A 19,594-nucleotide genomic window follows, 5' to 3' on the forward strand; every position below is an offset into this window, starting at 1 on the left:
CGCCTGTTAGCCGCGCGCTCCCCCTGCCTGATTGGCGGCCGAATGGAAAGACTTTCGATGCATCCCTATCGCTCACACACCTGCGGCGCTCTCAATGCGGAGCATGTCGGCCAGACCGTCCGCCTTTCGGGCTGGGTGCATAGGAAGCGCGATCACGGCGGCGTGCTGTTCGTCGACCTGCGCGATCACTACGGCATGACCCAGATCGTCGCCGACAGCGACAGCGCGGCGCTGCCCGTGCTCGAGTCGCTGCGCGCCGAAAGCGTCGTGACGATCGAGGGCGTGGTGAAGGCGCGCGCCGAGGGGACGCAGAACGCCAATCTCTCGACCGGTGCGATCGAGATCTTCGCGCGCGAGGCGACCGTGCTGTCGCGCGCCGAGGAACTGCCGATGCCGGTGGCCGGCGAGCAGGAATATCCCGAGGACATCCGCCTGCGCTATCGCTTCCTAGACCTGCGCCGCGACACCCTGCACGCCAACATCGTCAAGCGCACCAAGATCATCGCCGATCTGCGCCGCGGCATGGAAGGCGCGGGCTTCACCGAATATTCGACGCCGATCCTGACCGCGTCCTCGCCCGAGGGTGCGCGCGACTTCCTGGTGCCGAGCCGCATCCACGCGGGCAAGTTCTACGCGCTGCCGCAGGCGCCGCAGCAGTACAAGCAGCTGCTGATGGTTGCCGGCTTCGACCGCTATTTCCAGATCGCGCCGTGCTTCCGCGACGAGGACCCGCGCGCCGATCGTCTGCCGGGCGAGTTCTACCAGCTCGATCTCGAGATGAGCTTCGTCACGCAGGAAGAGATCTGGGAGACGCTCGAGCCGGTGATCGCCAGCACTTTCGAGACCTTCGCCGAGGGCAAGGCCGTGACCCCGGCCGGCCAGTGGCCGCGCATTCCCTATAGCGAGGCCGTGCTCAAGTACGGCACCGACAAGCCCGACCTGCGCAACCCGATCCTGATCCACGACGTCGGCAGCCACTTCGAGACCTCGGGCTTCGGCCTGTTCGAGAAGATCGTCGGCTCGGGCGGCAAGGTCCGCGCGATCCCCGCGCCGGGCACGGCCGAGAAGAGCCGCAAGTTCTTCGACGAGATGAACGATTGGGCGCGCGCCGAAGGCTATGCCGGCCTCGGCTACGTCACCCGCAAGGGCGGCGAGTTCGGCGGCCCGATCGCCAAGAACCACGGCGAAGAGGGCATGCAGGCGCTCTACGACGCGATGGGCCTCGGCCCCGACGACGGCTGCTTCTTCGCCGCCGGCAAGGAAGACCAGGCCGCCAAGCTGGCCGGTCTGGCGCGCACCCGCGTCGGCGAGCAGCTCGACCTGATCGCCAAGGATCGCTTCGACTTCTGCTGGATCGTCGACTTCCCGTTCTTCGAATACAACGAGGACGAGAAGAAGGTCGACTTCGCGCACAACCCGTTCTCGATGCCGCAGGGCGGCCTCGAAGCGCTCGAAAGCCAGGATCCGCTGACGATCAAGGCGTTCCAGTACGACGCGGTCTGCAACGGCTACGAAGTCGCCTCGGGCTCGATCCGTAACCAGAGCCCCGAGCTGATGGTCAAGGCCTTCGAGCTGACCGGCCTGGCCCAGTCCGACGTCGAGGAGCGCTTCGGCGGCCTCTACCGCGCGTTCCAGTACGGCGCTCCGCCGCACGGCGGCGCGGCCTTCGGCATCGACCGCCTGGTCATGCTGCTCTGCGGCGCGCAGAACTTGCGTGAGATCACGCTGTTCCCGATGAACCAGCGCGCCGAGGACCTGCTGATGGGCGCACCCTCGAATGCCGAGCTCAAGCAGTTGCGCGAACTCCACATCCGCGTGGTGGAGCCGGCGCCGAAGGCGTAAGCTCCGCCACCCTCATCCAAGCTTCGCTAGCTCCTGACGGAGCAAGCTGCGCTATCCTTCTCCCGCCAGCGGGAGAAGGGTGGGGCGCTCCATCCCCTCTCCCGCTGGCGGGAGAGGCAGCGAGACTTGGCAGCTTGCTGCCTAGTCGCAGCGCTGACGGTGGTTCGGCGCCGGCGTTGTATCCTGCGCCCCGACCCGCTAACCCTTCTCGCGGATCGAGAAGGGGGCTTCCGATGATGCGTGCCGGATTGCGTGGGCTGACCGCGAGCGTGCTGTTGCTCGCTACGAGCGCACAGGCGGAAGTGCTCACCGTCGAGGGCGTCTATCCCGCCGGCAGCGACGGCGCGGCGGCGATGAGGGCGATCGCGGTGGAATCGTTCGGCGGCTCCGACGGCCCCGACCTCGCGATCCGCATCGAGGACGCGCTGCGCAGTGTCGAGATCGACGGGCGCCCCTATTTTCGCGTTCTGCCCAGCGCTAGCGGCGGTGCCGACGGGGTGCTGCGCGGCACGGCCACGGCCGAGATCAAGCGCGAACGCTATACCGAACAGCGCGAGCGCTGCGTCGCCAAGGATGCGAACGGCAAGTGCACCGAGAAGCGCAAGGAAGACGTGCGTTGCACACGCCGGCGCATCGAGCTCGTGCCCAACGTCCGCCTGATCGCGCGCGACGGCGCGCTGATCCATGCCGACAGTCAGCTCGAACAGGCCACGGATTCGCGCTGCGAGGACAACTCGTCCGAACAGCGCTCGCCCGAGACCGTGGTGCGCGAGCTCGTCGGGCGCATTGCCGGCCGTCTGCGCAGCGCGCTGGCACCCGCCTGGCGCCGCGACTCGATCCGCGTGCTCGAGGATCGCAAGGGCCTCTCGCGCGAGGACGGCGACAAGTTCAAGAACGCGCTGCGGCTAACCAAGACCGATGCCGGCGCGGCCTGTCGCCAATGGCGGGCGATCGCTGATGCGAATCCCAGCCATCCCGCGACGCTGTTCAACATCGGTCTGTGCGACGAGGCAGCCGGCAATCTCGATGCCGAGCGCATTTACCAACAGGTTCGGCCGCTGACGCGTGCCGGCAACGTCGGCGAAGGGCTCGAACGGATTGCCGCCCGCCGCCGCGCCGTACGGCAGTTGGCGGCCCATGCACGCTAACAAAACGCCGATTTCATCGTGATTGCAGTGCATTTGCCATGTGGTTTCGCCCAACAGGCTTGCCAGCGGCACATGCGTTCTTTAGGGCGACTGCCGAGATTTCCATCCTCCGGTTTAGAAGGGGCAATTCATGAGCGACACCGCCGATCGGGTTAAGAAGATCGTTGTAGAACACCTGGGCGTTGAAGCCGACAAGGTGACCGAGGACGCGAGCTTCATCGACGATCTGGGCGCCGACAGCCTCGACATCGTCGAGCTGGTCATGGCTTTCGAAGAAGAGTTCGGCGTCGAAATCCCGGACGATGCTGCCGAAAAGATCAGCACCGTTTCCGACGCGATCAAGTTCATCAACGACAACAAGGGCTGATAAGGCCCATCATTCCCGGCTGCCCTGAGCCTGTCTAAGGGTTGTCTGTGGGGAGCCAGGGATGAATTATTCGGCAGGCTCGACCTCTCGGGAGGTTGAGCCTGTTGTTTTTTCGGAGAATTGCATGCGTCGTGTCGTCGTAACGGGTCTTGGTCTGGTCACTCCGCTGGGTGCGGACGTGGAAACGACCTGGAGCAATCTGATCGCCGGCAAGTCCGGCGCCGGCCGCATTACCCGGTTCGATACCGAAGGCCAGAAGTGCCACATCGCGGCCGAGGTGAAGCCTAAGGATCATCCCTGGGGCTTCGACGCCGACAAGCGCGTCGACCACAAGGTCCAGCGCCAGGTCGATCCCTTCATCGTTTTCGGCATCGATGCCGCCGGCCAGGCGATCGAAGATGCTGGCCTGACCGACATGACCGAGGAAGAACGCTACATGGCGGGCTGCTCGATCGGTTCGGGCATTGGCGGCCTGCCGGGCATCGAGAGCGAATCGCTCGTGCTCGCCAACAAGGGCCCTGCGCGCGTCAGCCCGCACTTCGTGCACGGACGCCTGATCAATCTCATCTCGGGCCAGGTCTCGATCAAGTACGGCCTGATGGGCCCGAACCACGCGGTCGTCACCGCTTGCTCGACCGGCGCCCACTCAATCGGCGACGCCGCGCGCATGATCAAGGACGGCGATGCCGACGTCATGCTGGCGGGCGGTGCCGAATCCACGATCTGCCCGATCGGCATCGCCGGTTTCGCCCAGGCGCGCGCGCTGTCGACCGCGTTCAACGACCAGCCCGAGAAGGCCAGCCGCCCCTACGACAAGGACCGCGACGGCTTCCTGATGGGCGAGGGCGCCGGTGTCGTCGTTCTGGAAGAGCTCGAGCACGCCAAGGCGCGCGGCGCCAAGATCTACGCCGAAGTCATCGGCTATGGCCTGTCGGGCGACGCCTATCACGTCACCGCGCCGCACCCCGAGGGCTCGGGCGCGTTCCGTTCGATGCAGATGGCGCTGCGCAAGGCCGGCGTCGAGCCCAAGGACATCGACTACATCAACGCCCACGGCACCTCGACCCCGCTCGGCGACGAGCTCGAGCTGGGCGCGGTGCGTCGCCTGTTCGGCGATGCCATCGACACGGTCTCGATGAGCTCGACCAAGTCGGCGATCGGCCACCTGCTGGGCGGCGCGGGCGCGGTCGAGACGATCTTCTGCATCCTCGCGATCCGTGACCAGATCGTGCCGCCGACGCTCAACCTCGATAATCCGAGCGAGAGCTGCGAAGGCGTCGACCTCGTTCCGCACAAGGCCAAGAAGCGTCCGGTGCGCGCGGCGCTGAACAACAGCTTCGGCTTCGGCGGCACCAACGCCAGCGTCGTGGTCCGCAAGTACGAGGGCTGATCCCCGGTGTTCTCGCGTCGCGGCATCATTCTGGCGGCGCTGATCGCGCTGGCTGGCTTCGCCGCGGTGTGGAGCACCTTCGGCGGCTGGTACGGTAGCGGGCCGCTGAAACGCGATCAGGCCTTCGTCGTCCCCGACGGCGCGGGCCTGACCGTGGTCGCGGCCAAACTCCAGCGCGAAGGCGCGATCGCCTCGGCCGAGGCGTTCCGCCTGCGCGCGCGGTTCTTCGCCAGCGCGGCGCCGATCAAGGCCGGCGAATTCATGCTGCCCAAGGGCGCGAGCCCGTCGCGGATTCTGGCCATTCTCCAGGGCGACGAGATCATCCGCCGCTTCGTCACCGTGCCCGAGGGGATGCCCTCGATCATGGTCTACGAGCGGCTGATGGCGCAGCCGCACCTGACCGGCAAGATCGAGGTTCCCGCCGAAGGCTCGATCCTGCCCGACTCCTACGACTTCGCCCGCGGCGAGAGCCGGGCGGCGGTGCTCAAGCGCATGCAGACGGCGATGCAGCGCCGGCTCGACGAGCTATGGGCCCAGCGCAAGCCCGGCAGCGTGGTGAAGACCAAGCAGGAAGCGCTGACGCTCGCCTCGATCGTCGAGAAGGAAACCGGCAAGCCCTCCGAGCGGCGCCAGGTCGCGGGGCTCTACTCGAACCGCGTGCGTACGGGCATGCTGCTCCAGGCCGATCCGACGATCATCTATCCGATCACCAAGGGCAAGCCGCTGGGCCGCCGCATCCGCCAGTCCGAGATCGCCGCGGTCAACGGCTACAACACCTATACGATGGTCGGCCTGCCCAAGGGCCCGATCACCAATCCCGGCAGCGATTCGATCGCCGCCGTGCTCGACCCGGCGCCGACCAAGGCGCTCTACATGGTAGCCGACGGCACTGGCGGCCACGCCTTCGCCGACACGCTTTCGCAGCACAACGCCAACGTCGCCAAGTGGTTCGCGATCCGCCGCGCGCGCGGAGAGCTCTGATCTTTGGAGGTTCGCCGCTGCTGGTTACCGCCGAACTGCCGGTGGGGCTGCAGGACTGGGCCGATGCGCTAAGGCGCCAGCACTATCCGGCCGAGCGCAACCGCCTGGCCGCGCACGTCACCATGTTCCACGCACTGCCCCCTTCGGCCGAGGGCGAGGTGCGCCGGCTACTGGGCGAGATGGCGCGGCAGAAGCCGCCCGAGGCCGAAGTGACCGGACTGATGGACCTGGGGCAGGGCACGGCCTTCACCGTCGACAGCCCCCGCATGGTCGCGATCCACGCAGAGTTGGCCGAACGTCTGCACGGCTTGATCCAGCAGCGTGACGATCGCCCGCTGCGGCTCCACGTCACCGTGCAGAACAAGGTCCCGCGCGCCGAGGCGCAAGCGCTGCAGGCGGCGCTGGCGGCCGAGTTCAAGCCGCGCCCGTTCCGCTTCCGCGGGCTGGCGCTGTCGCACTGGCGCGACGAGCTCTGGCAACAGGCGCAGCTCTATTCGTTCCGCGGCTGAGCGGCCAGATGGCCTAGGACGAATTCGCGGCGTTGAGGCACGCCGGCCAGAGGCAGCATGATCGTCTCGTAGCCGAGCGCCTGGTAGACCGCGATCATCGCCTCGCAGGTCGCCGCGGCTTCGGCCTCGTCCTGCCGGCGTTCTTCGTCGCGCGCGTAGATCTCCGGCCAGTGCGGCGCGACGAAGACCTTACGGTTGTAGCGAAACATCTCGGCGGCGCGATGCAGGTGTGCGGGCACGGGCAGGCCGCAGAGCGTCAGGTAGCCGATCACGTCGGGCAGGCCGCGGTCGCAGATCACCGGGCCGGGCAGTAGGCAGGCCTCACGGTGCGAACGCAGGTCCCACGACAGCATGAGCTCGGCAAAGGCGCTACGATCGGCCCATGGCAGCGCGGAGCCGCCGATCGCGACCTGATCGCGGATGATCGCGCGGCCGGCTTCGGCCATGGTCGCGAGGCCCGCGGTGGCGACTGCGGCAACCAGCGTGGTCTTGCCCGAGCCCGGTCCACCGGTGATGACGAAGAGATGGTCGGTCATGTCAGGGATCCCATGCGCGAAACGGGCAGGTCCGCGCTGTACGGACCGACGACGGTATCGGAAGGGAAGGAAGTGGTAGCGGAGGAGGGACTCGAACCCCCGACACGCGGATTATGATTCCGCTGCTCTAACCGGCTGAGCTACTCCGCCACACGGCCGCTGCTGGTAACCAGCACTGCGTGCGAGGGGCGCTCTTAGGGCCGGTCGCGCGCGCGGTCAACCGTCGCGAGCGGCAAAAATTTCACTTGTTCAGGGCGGAATGAATCTCGGCCATCGGTGCGGTCAGAACCGAATAGACCTGGCCCGCGACGAGCCCGGCGCCGGCGATGCCGACGAAGGCCAGCGCGCCCCATTCGAACACGCGCGCGAAGGTGCGGCTGGCCTGTTCGGTGGACACCGCCTTGGGCAGTGGCTTGGCCACGATCGCCTCGCGCGCGGCGCTGCGACGCTCGGAGCCTCGCTCGGACCCGGGGGACTTGCGGCCGTCGCGCTGCTCGGCGAGCATTCCCGAAATGTCGATGCGGTCCTGCGCGCGGATGCCAAAGCGTACGCCCTGCGACCAGCGGACGTGGCCGACGATCGAACTCGAGCCGCAGCGCAGCTCGACGAAGTCGCCCTTCTGCGGCGGAGTCAGGGCTTTCGCCATCGCACCGCGCGGCGAGAGGTTGCAGATGGTCACGTCCGACCACCCCTCTTCCGTGCGCATGCGCGCATTGAGCATCACGACCTGGCGTTGCTCTCGTTGTTTTTGCGACCCCATGCGCGAGGGCCTATGCCGAAAGCTTTAAGAAGGGCCGAGCGGCAACATCCCTAAACCTACGATAACCGACTAAAGTCTAAGGTAGGATGAGAAAAACCCGGGCGCCGTCCGCGGATTACGGCGCGGCGGCGCCGGTCGCGCAATCGCCATCCTTTCCGGCCTCGCAGGCGGGCGTCCACAGGTCGTCGTTGCCCGAGGCGATGACTGGCTCGTCGACCTGCGGCTCGTAGTTGAGCCGGCCGAGATCCTGCACGTCGACCGTCGTCACGACCATGACCGGTCCATCGGCCGTGGTGTCGGCCGGCGGTTCGACGGTCTTCTCGATCCGGTCCTGCGTCGGCGTGATCTCCTGGCTGGTGGCCAGGGGCGGTGGAGGGGGCGGAGTCGGGGTTGGTGTCGGTGTTGGTGTTGGGGTAGGTGTCGGCGTGGGTGTTGGCGTGGGCGTTGGTGTCGGAGTTGGCGTGGGTGTTGGTGTCGGAGTTGGCGTGGGTGTTGGTGTCGGAGTTGGCGTGGGTGTTGGTGTCGGAGTTGGCGTGGGTGTTGGTGTCGGCGTGGGCGTCGGTGTCGGTGTCGGTGTCGGTGTCGGTGTCGGTGTCGGCGTGGGTGTCGGCGTGACCTGAGGAATGCAATTGCTGGTGTCGGGCGTAAACACGCAGCCGTTGACTGTCGAAGCGGCGTCTACTGATTGGCTGAAATCGCTTGTGAAAGTGATCAGCGAAATCGCGTCGAGACCGTAAGCGAGACTGCCGTCGCTCTTGGTCGCAACGCCGCTAATGACCACAAGCGGGCCACCGCTGCCGGAATTGTTGACCCTCAGGCCGCCCTGACCGACCTCGAAGCCGCGGCGGCGATTGAAGTCATAGCGGATCCCGTCGCCGGTATTCTGGATGTAGAGGCCCTTCGACATGCTGAGCCGCATCGCGTATGAGCGCAACACGACTTGGTTCGTGCCCGGCCCACTACTGAGCAGGGTGTCGATAGCCGCAGGATTTGTGAGCGGCGAGGAGCCGAACAACTGGTTTGCTGCGCTGGTCGATACCGCAGCGATCTGTTCCGCCGAAAGCAACAGGTAGCCGCCACTTGCGCCCGCAGTTCCCTGCAGGTCGATCCGGCCCGATGCGTTGTCGATCCAGATCAGGGGGGATGCCTGGATGTTCACCTCCTGATCGGAGGCGAGGCCGCGGAAGCGGACCGTCCCGTTCACCAGCAGATAGCCCGAGCTTTCGATCGAGAAATTGCCTGTGCCGAGCTGGCCGTTAGCATATTGCGGGTTTGTATCGACGTTCAGGTTGCCAACCGTGACGTCGGGATTGGAATAGCTGCCGGTATCAAGGCCGGGTGCGACCAGTGTGATCGAGTCAGCACGCAAACGGCCGATTTCGGCATTGCTCAGGCTGTAGCCAGCGGTGGTGTCGCTGCCGCCGTAGAAAGTCCGCTTATCTTCGTCGCCATTGGTCAGCGTAAGGTCGGTAATTGCCTCGACGAGCGCGCCCGTGCCGATGGCGATGTCACCGCTGGTGCCGCTAACCGTCTGGCCCCCGACCTTGGCATTGTTGCCGATGGACAGGTTGCCGTTGGCGTTCATGGTCACGCCACTGGAGGCGGAGAGCGTGCGTCCGGCATTGGTGCCAGACTGGGTGACGATGATGTCACCCGAGGTCGATCTCAGATTGACATTGGTCGCGCTCACCGTGCTTGCGCCAGTCACTGCGACGGTGATCGGACCCGCGGCCTTGACGTCGAACGTGGTGGAAGCATTTAACGTGCCGCCATTGCTCTCGATCCTTGCCCCCGAACCCGAGGGCGCGATTAGGCCATTCGCGTCGATGTCGAGGCTGGTCATCTGGATGCGCGCCACGCCTGTGGCATTATCGACAAAACTCACGGTGCCGCCGCGTGCTTCGAAGTCCGGCGTGTCGCCCGCGTCGCCATTGGCTTCGATTACGACCGCACCCAGAACCCGTTCGGGGCTGGGGGTAGGTGTCGGCGAACCCTGGTTGAGGAACGTCACCGTGCCGCCCGTGCCCGCACCTGTGAAGCTCGACGTCGCGCTGGTGTCGCCGGCCGTACCGTTAGCTCGCATCGCCAGGTTGCCGAGCGAAAAGACGCCGGCGCTGTCCACGGTGAAGCTTGCCTCGCCGCCCTTCCCTGAGCCGGCTGGTTGTGAGAAGGAGAAGGTATCGCCGCCAAGGCCGTTGGCCGAAATGGTCGTATTTGTGGCGTTAAGCGTCGCGCCCGTTATGGTGATGCTCGCTTTCCCGCCCTCGCCGAGGGCGCCGGCGCCCGAGGACAGCCCGCTTTCGCCGCTGGCGTCCACGGTCAAGCTTCCGGTGCCCGTCGTAACCGTCGACCCAGACTGTACGTTCAACCGCGCGGTGCCGCCCTTGGACGTTCCGCCCTGACCGCCGCTCGAGTCGTAGCCCCGGCCTCTCGCTCTGATCTGGGTGACGCCCAGCGTCGCCGTGCCGCCGTTCGCAATGATCTGCGCGGTGCCGCCTTCACCAGCTTCGCCGCTGACGGAGCCATTGCCGTCAGCGTAGACGTTCGTCCCGGAGGTCACGGTGAGACTGGGAGCGGTCGCAGGTGACGCTGGTGCTTCCAAGCGAATCGTTGCGACACCGCCGATATTGGTCCCAGCGGCGGCCGTACCCGTCCTGCTGGCATCCACGGTGAGGGTGCCGCCCACGCTGACTTGGGGCCCGGTCGTCCCGCTCCCACCAGCCCGAAGCAATAGCTCGGCCGCCGGTGCGTAGATGCCAAGGTTGCCGATGACCGAAATCGTCTCGTCGGGATCCGCGGCGACCGAAACCTTGGTGAGCGAGGTCAGGGTTGCGTTTCCGGCGAAGCTGGTCGTTCCAGCGGTCGCAGGGCTTACCGTGATATCGCCGGTACTCTTGCCTGTGAGGTTCGCCTTGAATTGCGACGCTCCCGCGTTGATCGCGACGAGCCCGGAGGCCGGAGTTGGTGTCGGAGTTGGTGTCGGAGTTGGTGTCGGAGTTGGTGTCGGAGTTGGTGTCGGAGTTGGTGTCGGAGTTGGTGTCGGAGTTGGTGTCGGAGTTGGTGTCGGAGTTGGTGTCGGAGTTGGCGTCGGAGTTGGCGTCGGCGTTGGAGTTGGAGTTGGAGTGGGCGTAGGTGTCTGCGTCTGTGTTTGCCCGGAAATCGCCCCGTTAAAAATGTTGTAGCCACCCGACAGAACGATCGTTCGGCCGGTATCCGCGGCCTCAGCCTGGGTCGCCCCGAAGGTTCCGCCCAGGGCCATCGTGATCGCGCTGTTCTGGGGAGCGGCGAGGACGACGACGTTCTTCGCGGCGGCGCCCGCCGCGACTACGCCCGTGCTGCCTGTGTGGACGATCGCGTTGCTGACCGTCGTGCCCTCGTTCACGCTGATGGTGAAAAGGCCATTGCTGATCGAGAACGTCGCGTCTTGGGCTGCGACCAGCGCAGCCGAGCCCGCGCCGTCGATCGTCCCAGCCTGGGTAACCCCCGGCGCGATCAGTAGCGCATAGCCGGTGGTCGTGATCTTGCCGTTGTTCTCCACGCGCGAGGCTCCATAGCCCGTTTGCGTCGTAAACCTGTAAGGGGTGGTTATGCTGCCGCTGGGATTGGGCGTATAAGCGACATCGTTCGCAGTCAGGACGATGCCGTTCGCAGTGAAGGTCGAGTTATTGCCAGTGACGATGCCGGTGGGGCTGTAGAACCAGACGTTGGCGTTGCCCGATACGACCGAACCGGTCACCGTTCCGTTCAACCCGACTGGGCGTGTCGTGCTGACGGGCAGGATACGGTTGAGCACGGTGAAGTCGCTCGATCCCGTAAAATCAACGCTGTTCCCCGCGGGCAGAAAGTCGATCGTTCCGCCTGTGGTGGCTACGTCGTCCGGAACCCAGTTGATTACCGCCGTTGTGCTGTTGACTGTAACCGTCGCGGGCGTTCCGCCAGGATTGCTGACCGAGGCATTGCCCGCCACGACTGTGCCTGTCCCCGCGATCTGCGCTCTCACCGTCGCACCCCGCGCCGCCGCGACCAGGGCCAGGGCCATCGCGCAGCTCGTCAGCAGCGGCCTCACGCGGCGGGGCGTGCGGACATCGGTCGTTTCGGGAAGCTGGGTCATCAGCGGGTCCAGGGGAAGAGGTTGACGGTGAGCGAGACGAGCAGGCGGACGTCGCCCTTGACCGTGCGCAGGCCGGTCTGGTTCGCGGGGTCGGCGTAATAGGCCACGCGCTTGAGCGGCGCGGCGGCATAGGCCTCGAGCCGGGCGCGGTCGCCCCAGCGGGCGCGGAGGCCGCCGCCGGCCGAATAGAGCGACTGCGGATCGCGCGGATAGGGTGCGCGCTGGTCCTGGTTCCAGACACGCGCGGCGTCGAAGAAAGCGAAGGGCTGGAACGCCCAGCTTTGCGCGCTGCGCGGCGTCAGGCTGCCGAGGCGCAGTTCGGCCTGGGCACCGATGCCGCTGTCGCCGGTGAGCACGCCGGGCTCGTAGCCGCGGCCGACGGTGTAGTTGCCGGTCGAGAATTCCTCGAAGGCGAGCAGCGGGTTCGGCGCATATTGCGCGCGCGGTGCCAGGCTGATCGTCAGCTTGGGCACGGGGCGGAACTCGGCATAGGCGCTGGCGCGCAGCACGAAGGCCGTGGGATCGGCCTCGGCGCGCGACAGCAGCAGGCCTGGGCAGTTGGCATAGAGCGGCGCGGGCACGCGCGGGCAGGGCTTGCTGGCGTCGAGGATGCTCACGCCCTGGCGCGCCTCGAGCGATCCGCCGATGCGCCAGCGCGGCTCGTTCGCCGAATAGCCGCGCAGGCTGCCCATCGATTTGGGATCGATGCGATCGTAGTCGAGCCGCGCGAACAGCACGCGGATCTTGTCCTCGCTGATCGGCACGTTGGTGAAGGTCACGCGCTGGTTGGCGAGGTCTAGCCCGCCGCCGAGCCAGAGGTTCTGCGACAGGCTGCGCTGCAGCGGATAGGAGGCGCGCAGGGTGGCGATCAAGGTGCGCGTGCGGAACGGATCGGCGCCCGCCCCGGTGCCGCCGACATCGGGCCGCGTCCAGGCATAGGTGAAGTCGCCGCCCAGGGTCAGGCCTTCGTGGCCCAGCCGGAAGGCGTGGCTGGCCTGGACGACGTGCTGCTCGCTCCAGTCGAAGGTGTTGTAGTAGGCCAGGGTGGTCGTGTCGGCGAGACCGGTCAGCCCGTGGAGGCGTGCGCGGATCAGCCCGCCGAAGCGGCCGACCTCACGCGAACCGAGGTTCTGCACCGCACCCTCGATCTCGATCGGAGTATAGCGGACCGAGACCTCGCCGATCACCTCGCCGGGGCGGGTGCCGGCCGGGCGCAGGGTCAGCCGCGCATCGTAGCCGGGCATGTCCTGAACCAGCAGCAGGTAGCGCTCGGCCTCGAAGGTGTTGAACACCGGCTGGTCCTGCAGCTTGGCCAGCTGGCGCGCGATCGTGCCTTCGGCGCGGCCGGTGTCGCCGCGCACCTGGATGCGCACGAGCTTGGCCATCAGCACGTCGAAACGGACCGTGCCGTTCTCCTCGATCCGCTGCGGCGGGACCTGGACCGCGGCGACATAGCCCTGGCGGCGCAGGATCGTCGCGGCGCGGTCGCGGATCTCGCAGACCGTGGCGACGGGTACGCTCTGCCTGGCGAATTCCGCCCAGGTCGAGCGCAGCGTTTCGGGCGAGATCACCTGGAGGCCGTCGAACTGCGCGCCGGTGATCGTCATGCGGACGCTGGCGAAGCGCGGATCGGCGAGCGGGCAAGGCGCGCGCTCGACGTCGCCTTCGACCGTGACGCGCGAGCCCGTGTCGCGCGGCGGTTGCGTCGCCTGCTCGCGCTGGAGCTCCTCGCGCGTCGGCGGCCTTGACGGCAACGCCTGCGCCTTGACGGCGAGCGGCGTGCCGGTGCCGACCACGGCGATCAAGAAAAGCGCTGAGCGCGAGAATGCCATAGCTTGCCCCATGTGCGGCCGGCCGCGGCCTGTCGGCGCGGTCAGCCCAAATCTCCCCACAGGATCCTAAGTCCCGCAGTTCCCCGAACCGTTGATGCCCGCGATTCTCTCGTCCAGTCCGCGGACCGGTTTTATTGGGGTGCATCAAGCTGGCGAAATCGCCACGTTTTACAATACGCTAGGCAGGGGGCCGGGTCACGCCCAAAAGCGACGAAATGACCCGGCTTCTGCCCCTATCCGGGACTTTCAGTCCGGGCTTTTCAGCGCGCCGATCAGCAACTGCTTCTGCGCGTCGCAACCCTTGGCGTCGAGCGCGGCATAGGTGCCCGCCGGATCGGCCGGTGCCGCCGGCAACAGCGCGAAGCGCAGGCGCGTGGGCTTGGCCAGGCCGCCGCCGCTGATCACGTAGCTCGCGCCCTCCGCAATCGGCAGGCTGGCGGGCCAGGTGGTAACGTTTTGGCCGACGAGGAACGGCGCGCTCGCGCTGCCCCCGGTGGCCGGCGCGATCGTCAGCGTCTCGGCCTGTTCCATGTCGGGCCGCCAGAGGCCGACCGCGGCGGGGTCGGTAACGCAGACCGTGCCCTCGCTGGCGACGTTGACGTACCACAGGTTCGACGGCTTGGCCGCTTCGCCGGCCCCGCGGATCGCCCCGGTGCGCGCGCGGCGGCGGTTCTGCGTGGCGACGAGCGCGGCGAAGCTGGGGTTGGCGGTGGTGGCCGAGGCGGCGGCGCTGGTCGTCACCGGACCGCGCAAGGTGCGCGTGCCGCGGCTGTCGAGCACGGTCAAGGTGTCGCCGGCGGCGAGGACGATGCGGCTGCCCGCGGCGAGCGACTTGCCCGCGGGGTAGCTGCGTGCCGAAGGCCCCGAGGCGCTGACGACGATCGTCTGCGCCGCAGCGGCTCCTGCCCAGAGGCCAGCAACGCCGAGCGAACAGGCCAGCGCGGCCGCGGCGACCTTCCGCCGAACGCTATTCGAGAACATAGGAACCTCCAGTTTTGACCGACTGCATACGATAGACCAGGTTGGCGAGCGCCGCATCGTCCGGGCTGGCGGCAGCGAGGGCTTCCAGCTCGGCGAGAGCCCCGCCGTCACCTTTCGCTAGACGATCGAGAATCGCCTGTATGTGGCTTAACGCACCATTAGGCACGTCCGGCGCGGGCTCGAACACGTCGACCGGGGTGGCGCGCCCGCGCAGGGTGATGCGGCCCAGCGGACGCCACCAGTCGAGGCCCGAACGGCTGACCGCCTCGGCGCTGGCGATAACGCTTGTGTGGAGCTTTTTGTTGGCCGCCTCGAGCCGCGAGGCCGTGTTCATCGAATCGCCCAACGCGGTGTACTGGATGCGATCGTCGCCGCCGAAGTTGCCGACGATCGCCTCGCCGAAATGGAGGCCGACGCGGGTGCGGCCGATCGGCGGCACGCCGGGCGGGGCGGTCCTGCGAAACTCCTCGCCCGCCTGCCACATGGCATAGGCGGCGCGCGCCGCGCGCGTCCCGTCGTCCTCGCGCGAGATCGGGGCGCCCCAGAAGGCGACGACGGCGTCGCCGACGAATTTGTCGATCGTCCCGCCATGCGCGAGCACGACGTCGCTGAGCAGATCGAGATAGCGGTTGAGCAGGGTCGCGACCATCTGCGGGTCGAGCGCGTGGCTGAGCTCGGTAAAGCCTTCGAGATCGCTGAAGATCACGAAGATCTCGCGCCGCTCGCCCTTGAGCGCGAGCTGTTCGGGATCCTGGATGATCTGGTTGGCGATGTCGCGCGGCAGGTACTTGCCCAGCGCGCCCTGTGCGAACTTGCGCTGCTCGGCGCCGACCGCGCGTGCCGCGCCGCCGATCGCGACGAAGGCCAGGACCCAGCCCAATGCCCAGCCGAACACGGGCAGCCCCTGGGTGTCGATCATCCGCGCCTGCAGCCAGAAAGGTAGCAGGGTGACACCGGCGACCTGGATCAGCAGCACCGGGCCGACGCGCCACCAGGCGCCCGAAACCAGGCTCGACAGCGCGCCTAGCAGGACCGCGGATAGCGCGATCAGCCAGAGTTCGCCCCGGCTGATCGGGCGGAATGGCGCCTGGTCGAGCAGTTGCGAGAGGATCGTCGCGTGGACTTCGAGCCCGATCATCGTCCGGCCCTCGGTGGCGAGGCGCAAGGGGGTCTCGAACTGGTCGTAGTCGATCACGTCACCGCCGATCAGCACGTATTTCCCGCGGATCTGGTCGGCCAGCGCCGGGATCGCCACGCCTGCGGCGAAGACGTCGATCGGCAGCTTGTTGTAGACGCCGTAGTCGGCGAACTTGGCCTGGCGGAAGCGGATCGCGCCGGTGTAGTTCTCGAAGCCCTTCTGGTCGGGCACCAGCGCGCGCGCCATCAGCGGCGGCAGGCCGGGCACGACCTTGGGCCAGGAGCGGACGACATTGTCGCTGTCCACTTCGAGGCGGATCGAGGTGGCCTTGGTCTTGTCGGTCGCGATCGTCTTCTGGAATTGGTCGAGGAACTGCTGCTGGCGTTCGTTGATCTGGTCGCGGTTCGATCCGAACGAGGCATAGGCCAGATAGGTCGGCGTCTGCATGCCGCGCAGCGCCTCGATCAGGTCGGCGTCCTCGTCCTGTTCCTGGTCGATCAGGATATCGATGCCGATGCCCTTGGCGCCCATCGCGTCGATCGAGCGCAGCGCGCGCGCCAGGGTGCCGCGGTCGAGCGGCGAGCGCTTGCGCGTGTTGATCAGGGTGTCGTCGTTGAACACGACCATGACCACGCGCGGATCGGGCTCGACCACGGGCGCCGCCCAGGCCTCGCGCAGGTCGTAGAGCGCTCGCTCGCCCGCGGGCACGAAAGGCAGACTCCACGAATGGCGCGCGATCAGCAGGCCGGCGATCAGCAGCAGCGCTGTGAGCACCGCGCGGGCGGGACCGATCCGGCGCGCCAGCAGCCGCGTGGATTTGAGCCGCGGCATCGGCTCAGCGCTGGACGATGAGCTGCTGCGCGCCGTCGCCGACGATCGCGAAGTCCGACCAGTAATAGGGATGCGAGGTGGCCGCTTCGTCCATCAGCGGACGCTGGGCATCGCGCAGCGCCACCGCCAGCGGCCGGCCGACGCCCTCGCGGAACAGTCCCGAGATCAGCCGCTGGGTGGCGCTGAAGTCGTCGGGCGCAGGCCAGTGGCTAGCGATCACGGTGCGGCTGCCCGCGCCGATGAAGGCACGGACCAGGCCGTCGAGCGCCGAGCCGCCGCCGGTGGTGACGCCGGCCTCGCGCGTGGCGGCGCGGCTGGCCTCGCCGGCGGTGTCGCAGGCCGAGAGGATGACGACGTCGGCGTTGAGCTTGAGGTCGTAGATTTCCTTGAAGCTCAGCAGGCCGTCCGAATCGCCGCTGCCGAACGAGGTCAGCAGCGCCGGGCGGGCCGGGCATTCGGGGCGCGGTGCGGTGACCAGGCCGTGGGTCGCGAAGTGGAGGATGCGATAGTCGGCCAGGTCGGTGCGGCTGCGCACTTCGGTGTCGGTGAAAGCCGCTCCGGTGACCACCTGCGATCCGCTCGAGCCGATCGCCGAAGCCGCCTGTCGCAGTTCGCTGGCCGAGATCGGCTTGTTCCACTCGCTGAGCGGCCAGGAGCAATCGGCGGTGTTGCCGCCGCTCAAGCCGCGGGTCGAGCTGGCCTGGATCAGACCCGGGGTGGCCGGGGCATTGTCGCCGAAGCCGATGTACTGGCGCGCGGCGGTCGAGGCCGGGGTACGGCGCGTGTCGCGGAAGGCGCGCGCCGAGACCGAAGTGCTGACCGCGTGGCTGCGGCCGAGCCATTCGATGCCGCGGAAGTCGAACTCGTCGGCATTGGGATCGGCGGTGCGCGCCAGGTAGCGGTCGACGCCGGCCTGGTCCGCGATCAGCAGGTTCGGCGGCAATTGCAGCATCGCACCGTCGGGCTCGAAGATCAGGTGCTGGACCGGCGTGAGCCGCGCGGCGACGGGATCGAACAGGTCGCGATAGAGAGCGCGCGCCAGTTTGACGTCGAACGGATAGGTCACGTTCTGGCCGTTCTCGACCAGCGAGATCGTGCCGCGCAGTTCGCGCACCTTGGCGGTCAGGTCGGCAGCGCTGAGCGGCGTCTTCCAGGCGGTCGCGCCCTGTGCGTCGACGTAGATCGCGTAGACGCCGCTGCCGGCCACGGCCAGCTTGTAATAGGCCTCGCCCTCGGGCAGCGACGCCTTGAGCTCGGCCAGGGTCATCGCCTCGGTCGACAGCGCGCGGTATTGCGGGAACTCGGAAAGCCGTGCGAAGGTCAGCGACTGCTGCTCGGTCAGCTGCTTCATGTCGCGGTCGCGCGAGGCGATCTGCTCGGACGTGGTGCCGTCCTTTTCGGGCAGGGCGTTGAGCCGCGCCAGTTCGATGCGCGTACGCTCGATGTCGCGCGAGAGGCTGATCGCCTGGCGGAACAGCTGCGCGGATTCACCGCCGCCGTCGCGCAGCTCGCGTGCGAGCACGGCCTGGGTATCGGCGACACCGGGGCGCACCAAGGTCTGGCTGGCGAGGAACAGGTCCTCGACCAGTTCGGGCCGGCTCGGGATCTGGCTGGCCAGCAGCTCGAAATAGGGCGCGAGCTGGTTCGACAGGCCCGTGGTGTTGAGCCGGTTCGCGGTCGTGTTGGCGACGATCGCGCGATAGAGCTCCATCGCCTCGGCCGGCTTGCCGCGGCGCACGAGGAAGGCGGCGAGACGCGCGCGTCCGCCGTTCATCGCGGTCGTTTCGGGATAGGAGCTGCTCAGCAGGTCGAGCGCGCCGCGCAGCAGGCCTTCGGCGGCGCCGAAATTGCCCTGGCTCTCCTGGATCAGCGCGGTCTCGGCCATGATCTGCGCGCGCAGGCGGGTGATCGAGGTGATGCGGCCTTCGCGCACGGTGCTGGCGTCGGACAGGGCCCGGTCGAGCAGCGCGCGCGCCGGTTGCGGCTGGCCCTGCAGGCGCAGGACCGTGCCGCGCAATTGGAGCGCCTGCGCGTCGAGGATCGCGGCGCGTTCCTCGGGCGTCAGGGTCGCCGCCTGGACTGCGCCGAAGCGCCGGCCGTTGGGCAGCGACGAATTGATCTCGGCGGCGAGCGGCGGGGTGATGTCGACACCGCCGCCCAGGCCGATCACGCCCACGGGTACGACCGAGCGGGTCAGCACGTCGCCGGCCTCGGCCAGCTTGCCCTGGTTGAGCAGGTGCATGCCTTCGAAATTGCGGCGCAGGCGCAGTTGCACGGGATCGAGCGTGGTGATGCGGCCGGCCGCCGCGAATAGCGAGTCGGCCTCGGCGAATTCGCCGAGGTTGGACTTCTGCAGCGCCTGGTTGAGCAGGTACTCATGCAGCCGCTGGTCACGACCGACCGTGGTGTCGCGCACCGTATCCTCGGCATCGAGCCGCGCCTGCAAGGTGTCGAAGAACTCGGCCGCCTCGGCATAGGAGCCGGCGTTGTTGCGGCGATAGCCCTCGGCCAGGGTCTGCGCGGGATCGAGCGCGCCGGCCTGGACGCGCGCGAAGGCCACGGGATCGGCCAGGCCCGTCGTCGCGACGCGGATCTCGCCGTCGAGACTGCGATCGGTGACGATCGTGCGCAGCGCCAGTTCGAGCGCGCTATCGTAGCCGCTCAGGCCTTGCGCGGCATAGGTCACCTTGCCGATGCGGACGCGGTAGATCTTGTAGCCGATGTTCGCGTCGGTCAGGCGGCAGAGCGTGACCGAGACCGGGCCGACGTCGGCGATCGTGGCCGTGGTCTCGGCGCTCTCGCAGATGGCGCCGGCGTCGCGCGCGGCGATCAGGCGGGACGTCGCGGTGGCATCGTCGCGCAGGGCATAGACCTTGCCGACGGCGCGCGCGGCGTCGCGGCAGACGATCGCCCAGGCGCGGTCGAACATGCCCTGGACCGCGGGGTCGCTGCTCTGGCTCTGCATCTGGCACAGCGCGCCGCGGGCGTTGCCCAGGCGGAAGCTGTCCTGCAGCGACGGGCGCGCTTCCTGCGCGCCCGCGGAAGCGGTCGCGGCAAGCGCGGTCATGGCGATCGAAAGCGTTACGGCGCGCACGTGTCCCTCCATCGGCCGCACGGACCGGCCCCCCTGGCGAGTCTCATGCTAACCGATTGATTTGCGACCGTCTA

Annotated in this window: 13 protein-coding genes and 1 tRNA gene; 6 read left to right on the plus strand and 8 right to left on the minus strand. The window is 67.7% G+C overall.

What is annotated here, in order from left to right; translation table 11 throughout:
* Nucleotides 1–57 precede the first annotated feature (57 nt).
* From aspS to OLX23_RS03365, 6 genes are all read left to right on the plus strand, one after another.
* Nucleotides 58–1,842, plus strand: a complete 1,785-nt coding sequence (aspS, locus tag OLX23_RS03340; protein ID WP_264443728.1) for an aspartate--tRNA ligase — start codon at nt 58–60, stop codon at nt 1,840–1,842.
* A 233-nt stretch (nt 1,843–2,075) separates the two neighbouring features.
* Complete coding sequence (locus OLX23_RS03345) at nt 2,076–2,990, plus strand: hypothetical protein (RefSeq protein WP_264443045.1); 915 nt, start codon at nt 2,076–2,078, stop codon at nt 2,988–2,990.
* 130 nt (nt 2,991–3,120) lie between these two features.
* A complete protein-coding gene (locus OLX23_RS03350; RefSeq protein ID WP_217400351.1) occupies nt 3,121–3,357 on the plus strand; it encodes an acyl carrier protein in 237 nt (78 codons plus the stop codon).
* Between the two features lie 124 nt (nt 3,358–3,481).
* On the plus strand, nt 3,482–4,747 hold the full coding sequence (gene fabF, locus OLX23_RS03355; protein WP_264443050.1) for a beta-ketoacyl-ACP synthase II: 1,266 nt from the start codon (nt 3,482–3,484) through the stop codon (nt 4,745–4,747).
* Between the two features lie 6 nt (nt 4,748–4,753).
* Nucleotides 4,754–5,728 (plus strand): endolytic transglycosylase MltG, encoded by a 975-nt coding sequence (gene mltG / locus OLX23_RS03360; RefSeq protein ID WP_264443052.1) that lies wholly within the window; start codon nt 4,754–4,756, stop codon nt 5,726–5,728.
* Nucleotides 5,692–6,237, plus strand: a complete 546-nt coding sequence (locus tag OLX23_RS03365) for a 2'-5' RNA ligase family protein (RefSeq protein WP_264443053.1) — start codon at nt 5,692–5,694, stop codon at nt 6,235–6,237. The genes mltG and OLX23_RS03365 overlap by 37 nt, the downstream gene beginning before the upstream one ends.
* On the opposite strand, the gene OLX23_RS03370 is transcribed toward OLX23_RS03365, so the two are convergent.
* The 8 genes from OLX23_RS03370 to OLX23_RS03405 all read right to left on the minus strand — a co-directional run bounded on the left by OLX23_RS03370 (nt 6,219) and on the right by OLX23_RS03405 (nt 19,520).
* A complete protein-coding gene (locus tag OLX23_RS03370) occupies nt 6,219–6,773 on the minus strand; it encodes an AAA family ATPase (protein ID WP_264443055.1) in 555 nt (184 codons plus the stop codon). The two genes, OLX23_RS03365 and OLX23_RS03370, sit on opposite strands and share 19 nt — an antisense overlap.
* A 73-nt stretch (nt 6,774–6,846) precedes the next feature.
* Nucleotides 6,847–6,923: transfer RNA gene (locus OLX23_RS03375), tRNA-Met, on the minus strand.
* Between the two features lie 91 nt (nt 6,924–7,014).
* Nucleotides 7,015–7,533 carry a PilZ domain-containing protein gene (locus tag OLX23_RS03380; RefSeq protein ID WP_264443058.1) on the minus strand — a complete coding sequence of 173 codons (519 nt, stop codon included), beginning with the start codon at nt 7,531–7,533 and terminating at the stop codon, nt 7,015–7,017.
* 115 nt (nt 7,534–7,648) lie between these two features.
* Nucleotides 7,649–11,644, minus strand: a complete 3,996-nt coding sequence (locus OLX23_RS03385) for a beta strand repeat-containing protein (RefSeq protein ID WP_264443060.1) — start codon at nt 11,642–11,644, stop codon at nt 7,649–7,651.
* On the minus strand, nt 11,644–13,476 hold the full coding sequence (locus OLX23_RS03390; RefSeq protein WP_264443061.1) for a ShlB/FhaC/HecB family hemolysin secretion/activation protein: 1,833 nt from the start codon (nt 13,474–13,476) through the stop codon (nt 11,644–11,646). The genes OLX23_RS03385 and OLX23_RS03390 overlap by 1 nt, the downstream gene beginning before the upstream one ends.
* A 246-nt stretch (nt 13,477–13,722) precedes the next feature.
* On the minus strand, nt 13,723–14,457 hold the full coding sequence (locus OLX23_RS03395) for a hypothetical protein (RefSeq protein WP_264443062.1): 735 nt from the start codon (nt 14,455–14,457) through the stop codon (nt 13,723–13,725).
* Complete coding sequence (locus OLX23_RS03400) at nt 14,444–16,426, minus strand: adenylate/guanylate cyclase domain-containing protein (protein ID WP_264443064.1); 1,983 nt, start codon at nt 16,424–16,426, stop codon at nt 14,444–14,446. The genes OLX23_RS03395 and OLX23_RS03400 overlap by 14 nt, the downstream gene beginning before the upstream one ends.
* 4 nt (nt 16,427–16,430) lie before the next feature.
* A complete protein-coding gene (locus tag OLX23_RS03405) occupies nt 16,431–19,520 on the minus strand; it encodes a CHAT domain-containing protein (RefSeq protein WP_264443066.1) in 3,090 nt (1,029 codons plus the stop codon).
* Between the last annotated feature and the right edge of the window lie 74 nt (nt 19,521–19,594).

This window comes from Novosphingobium sp. JCM 18896 (assembly GCF_025938095.1).
Lineage (GTDB): Bacteria > Pseudomonadota > Alphaproteobacteria > Sphingomonadales > Sphingomonadaceae > Novosphingobium.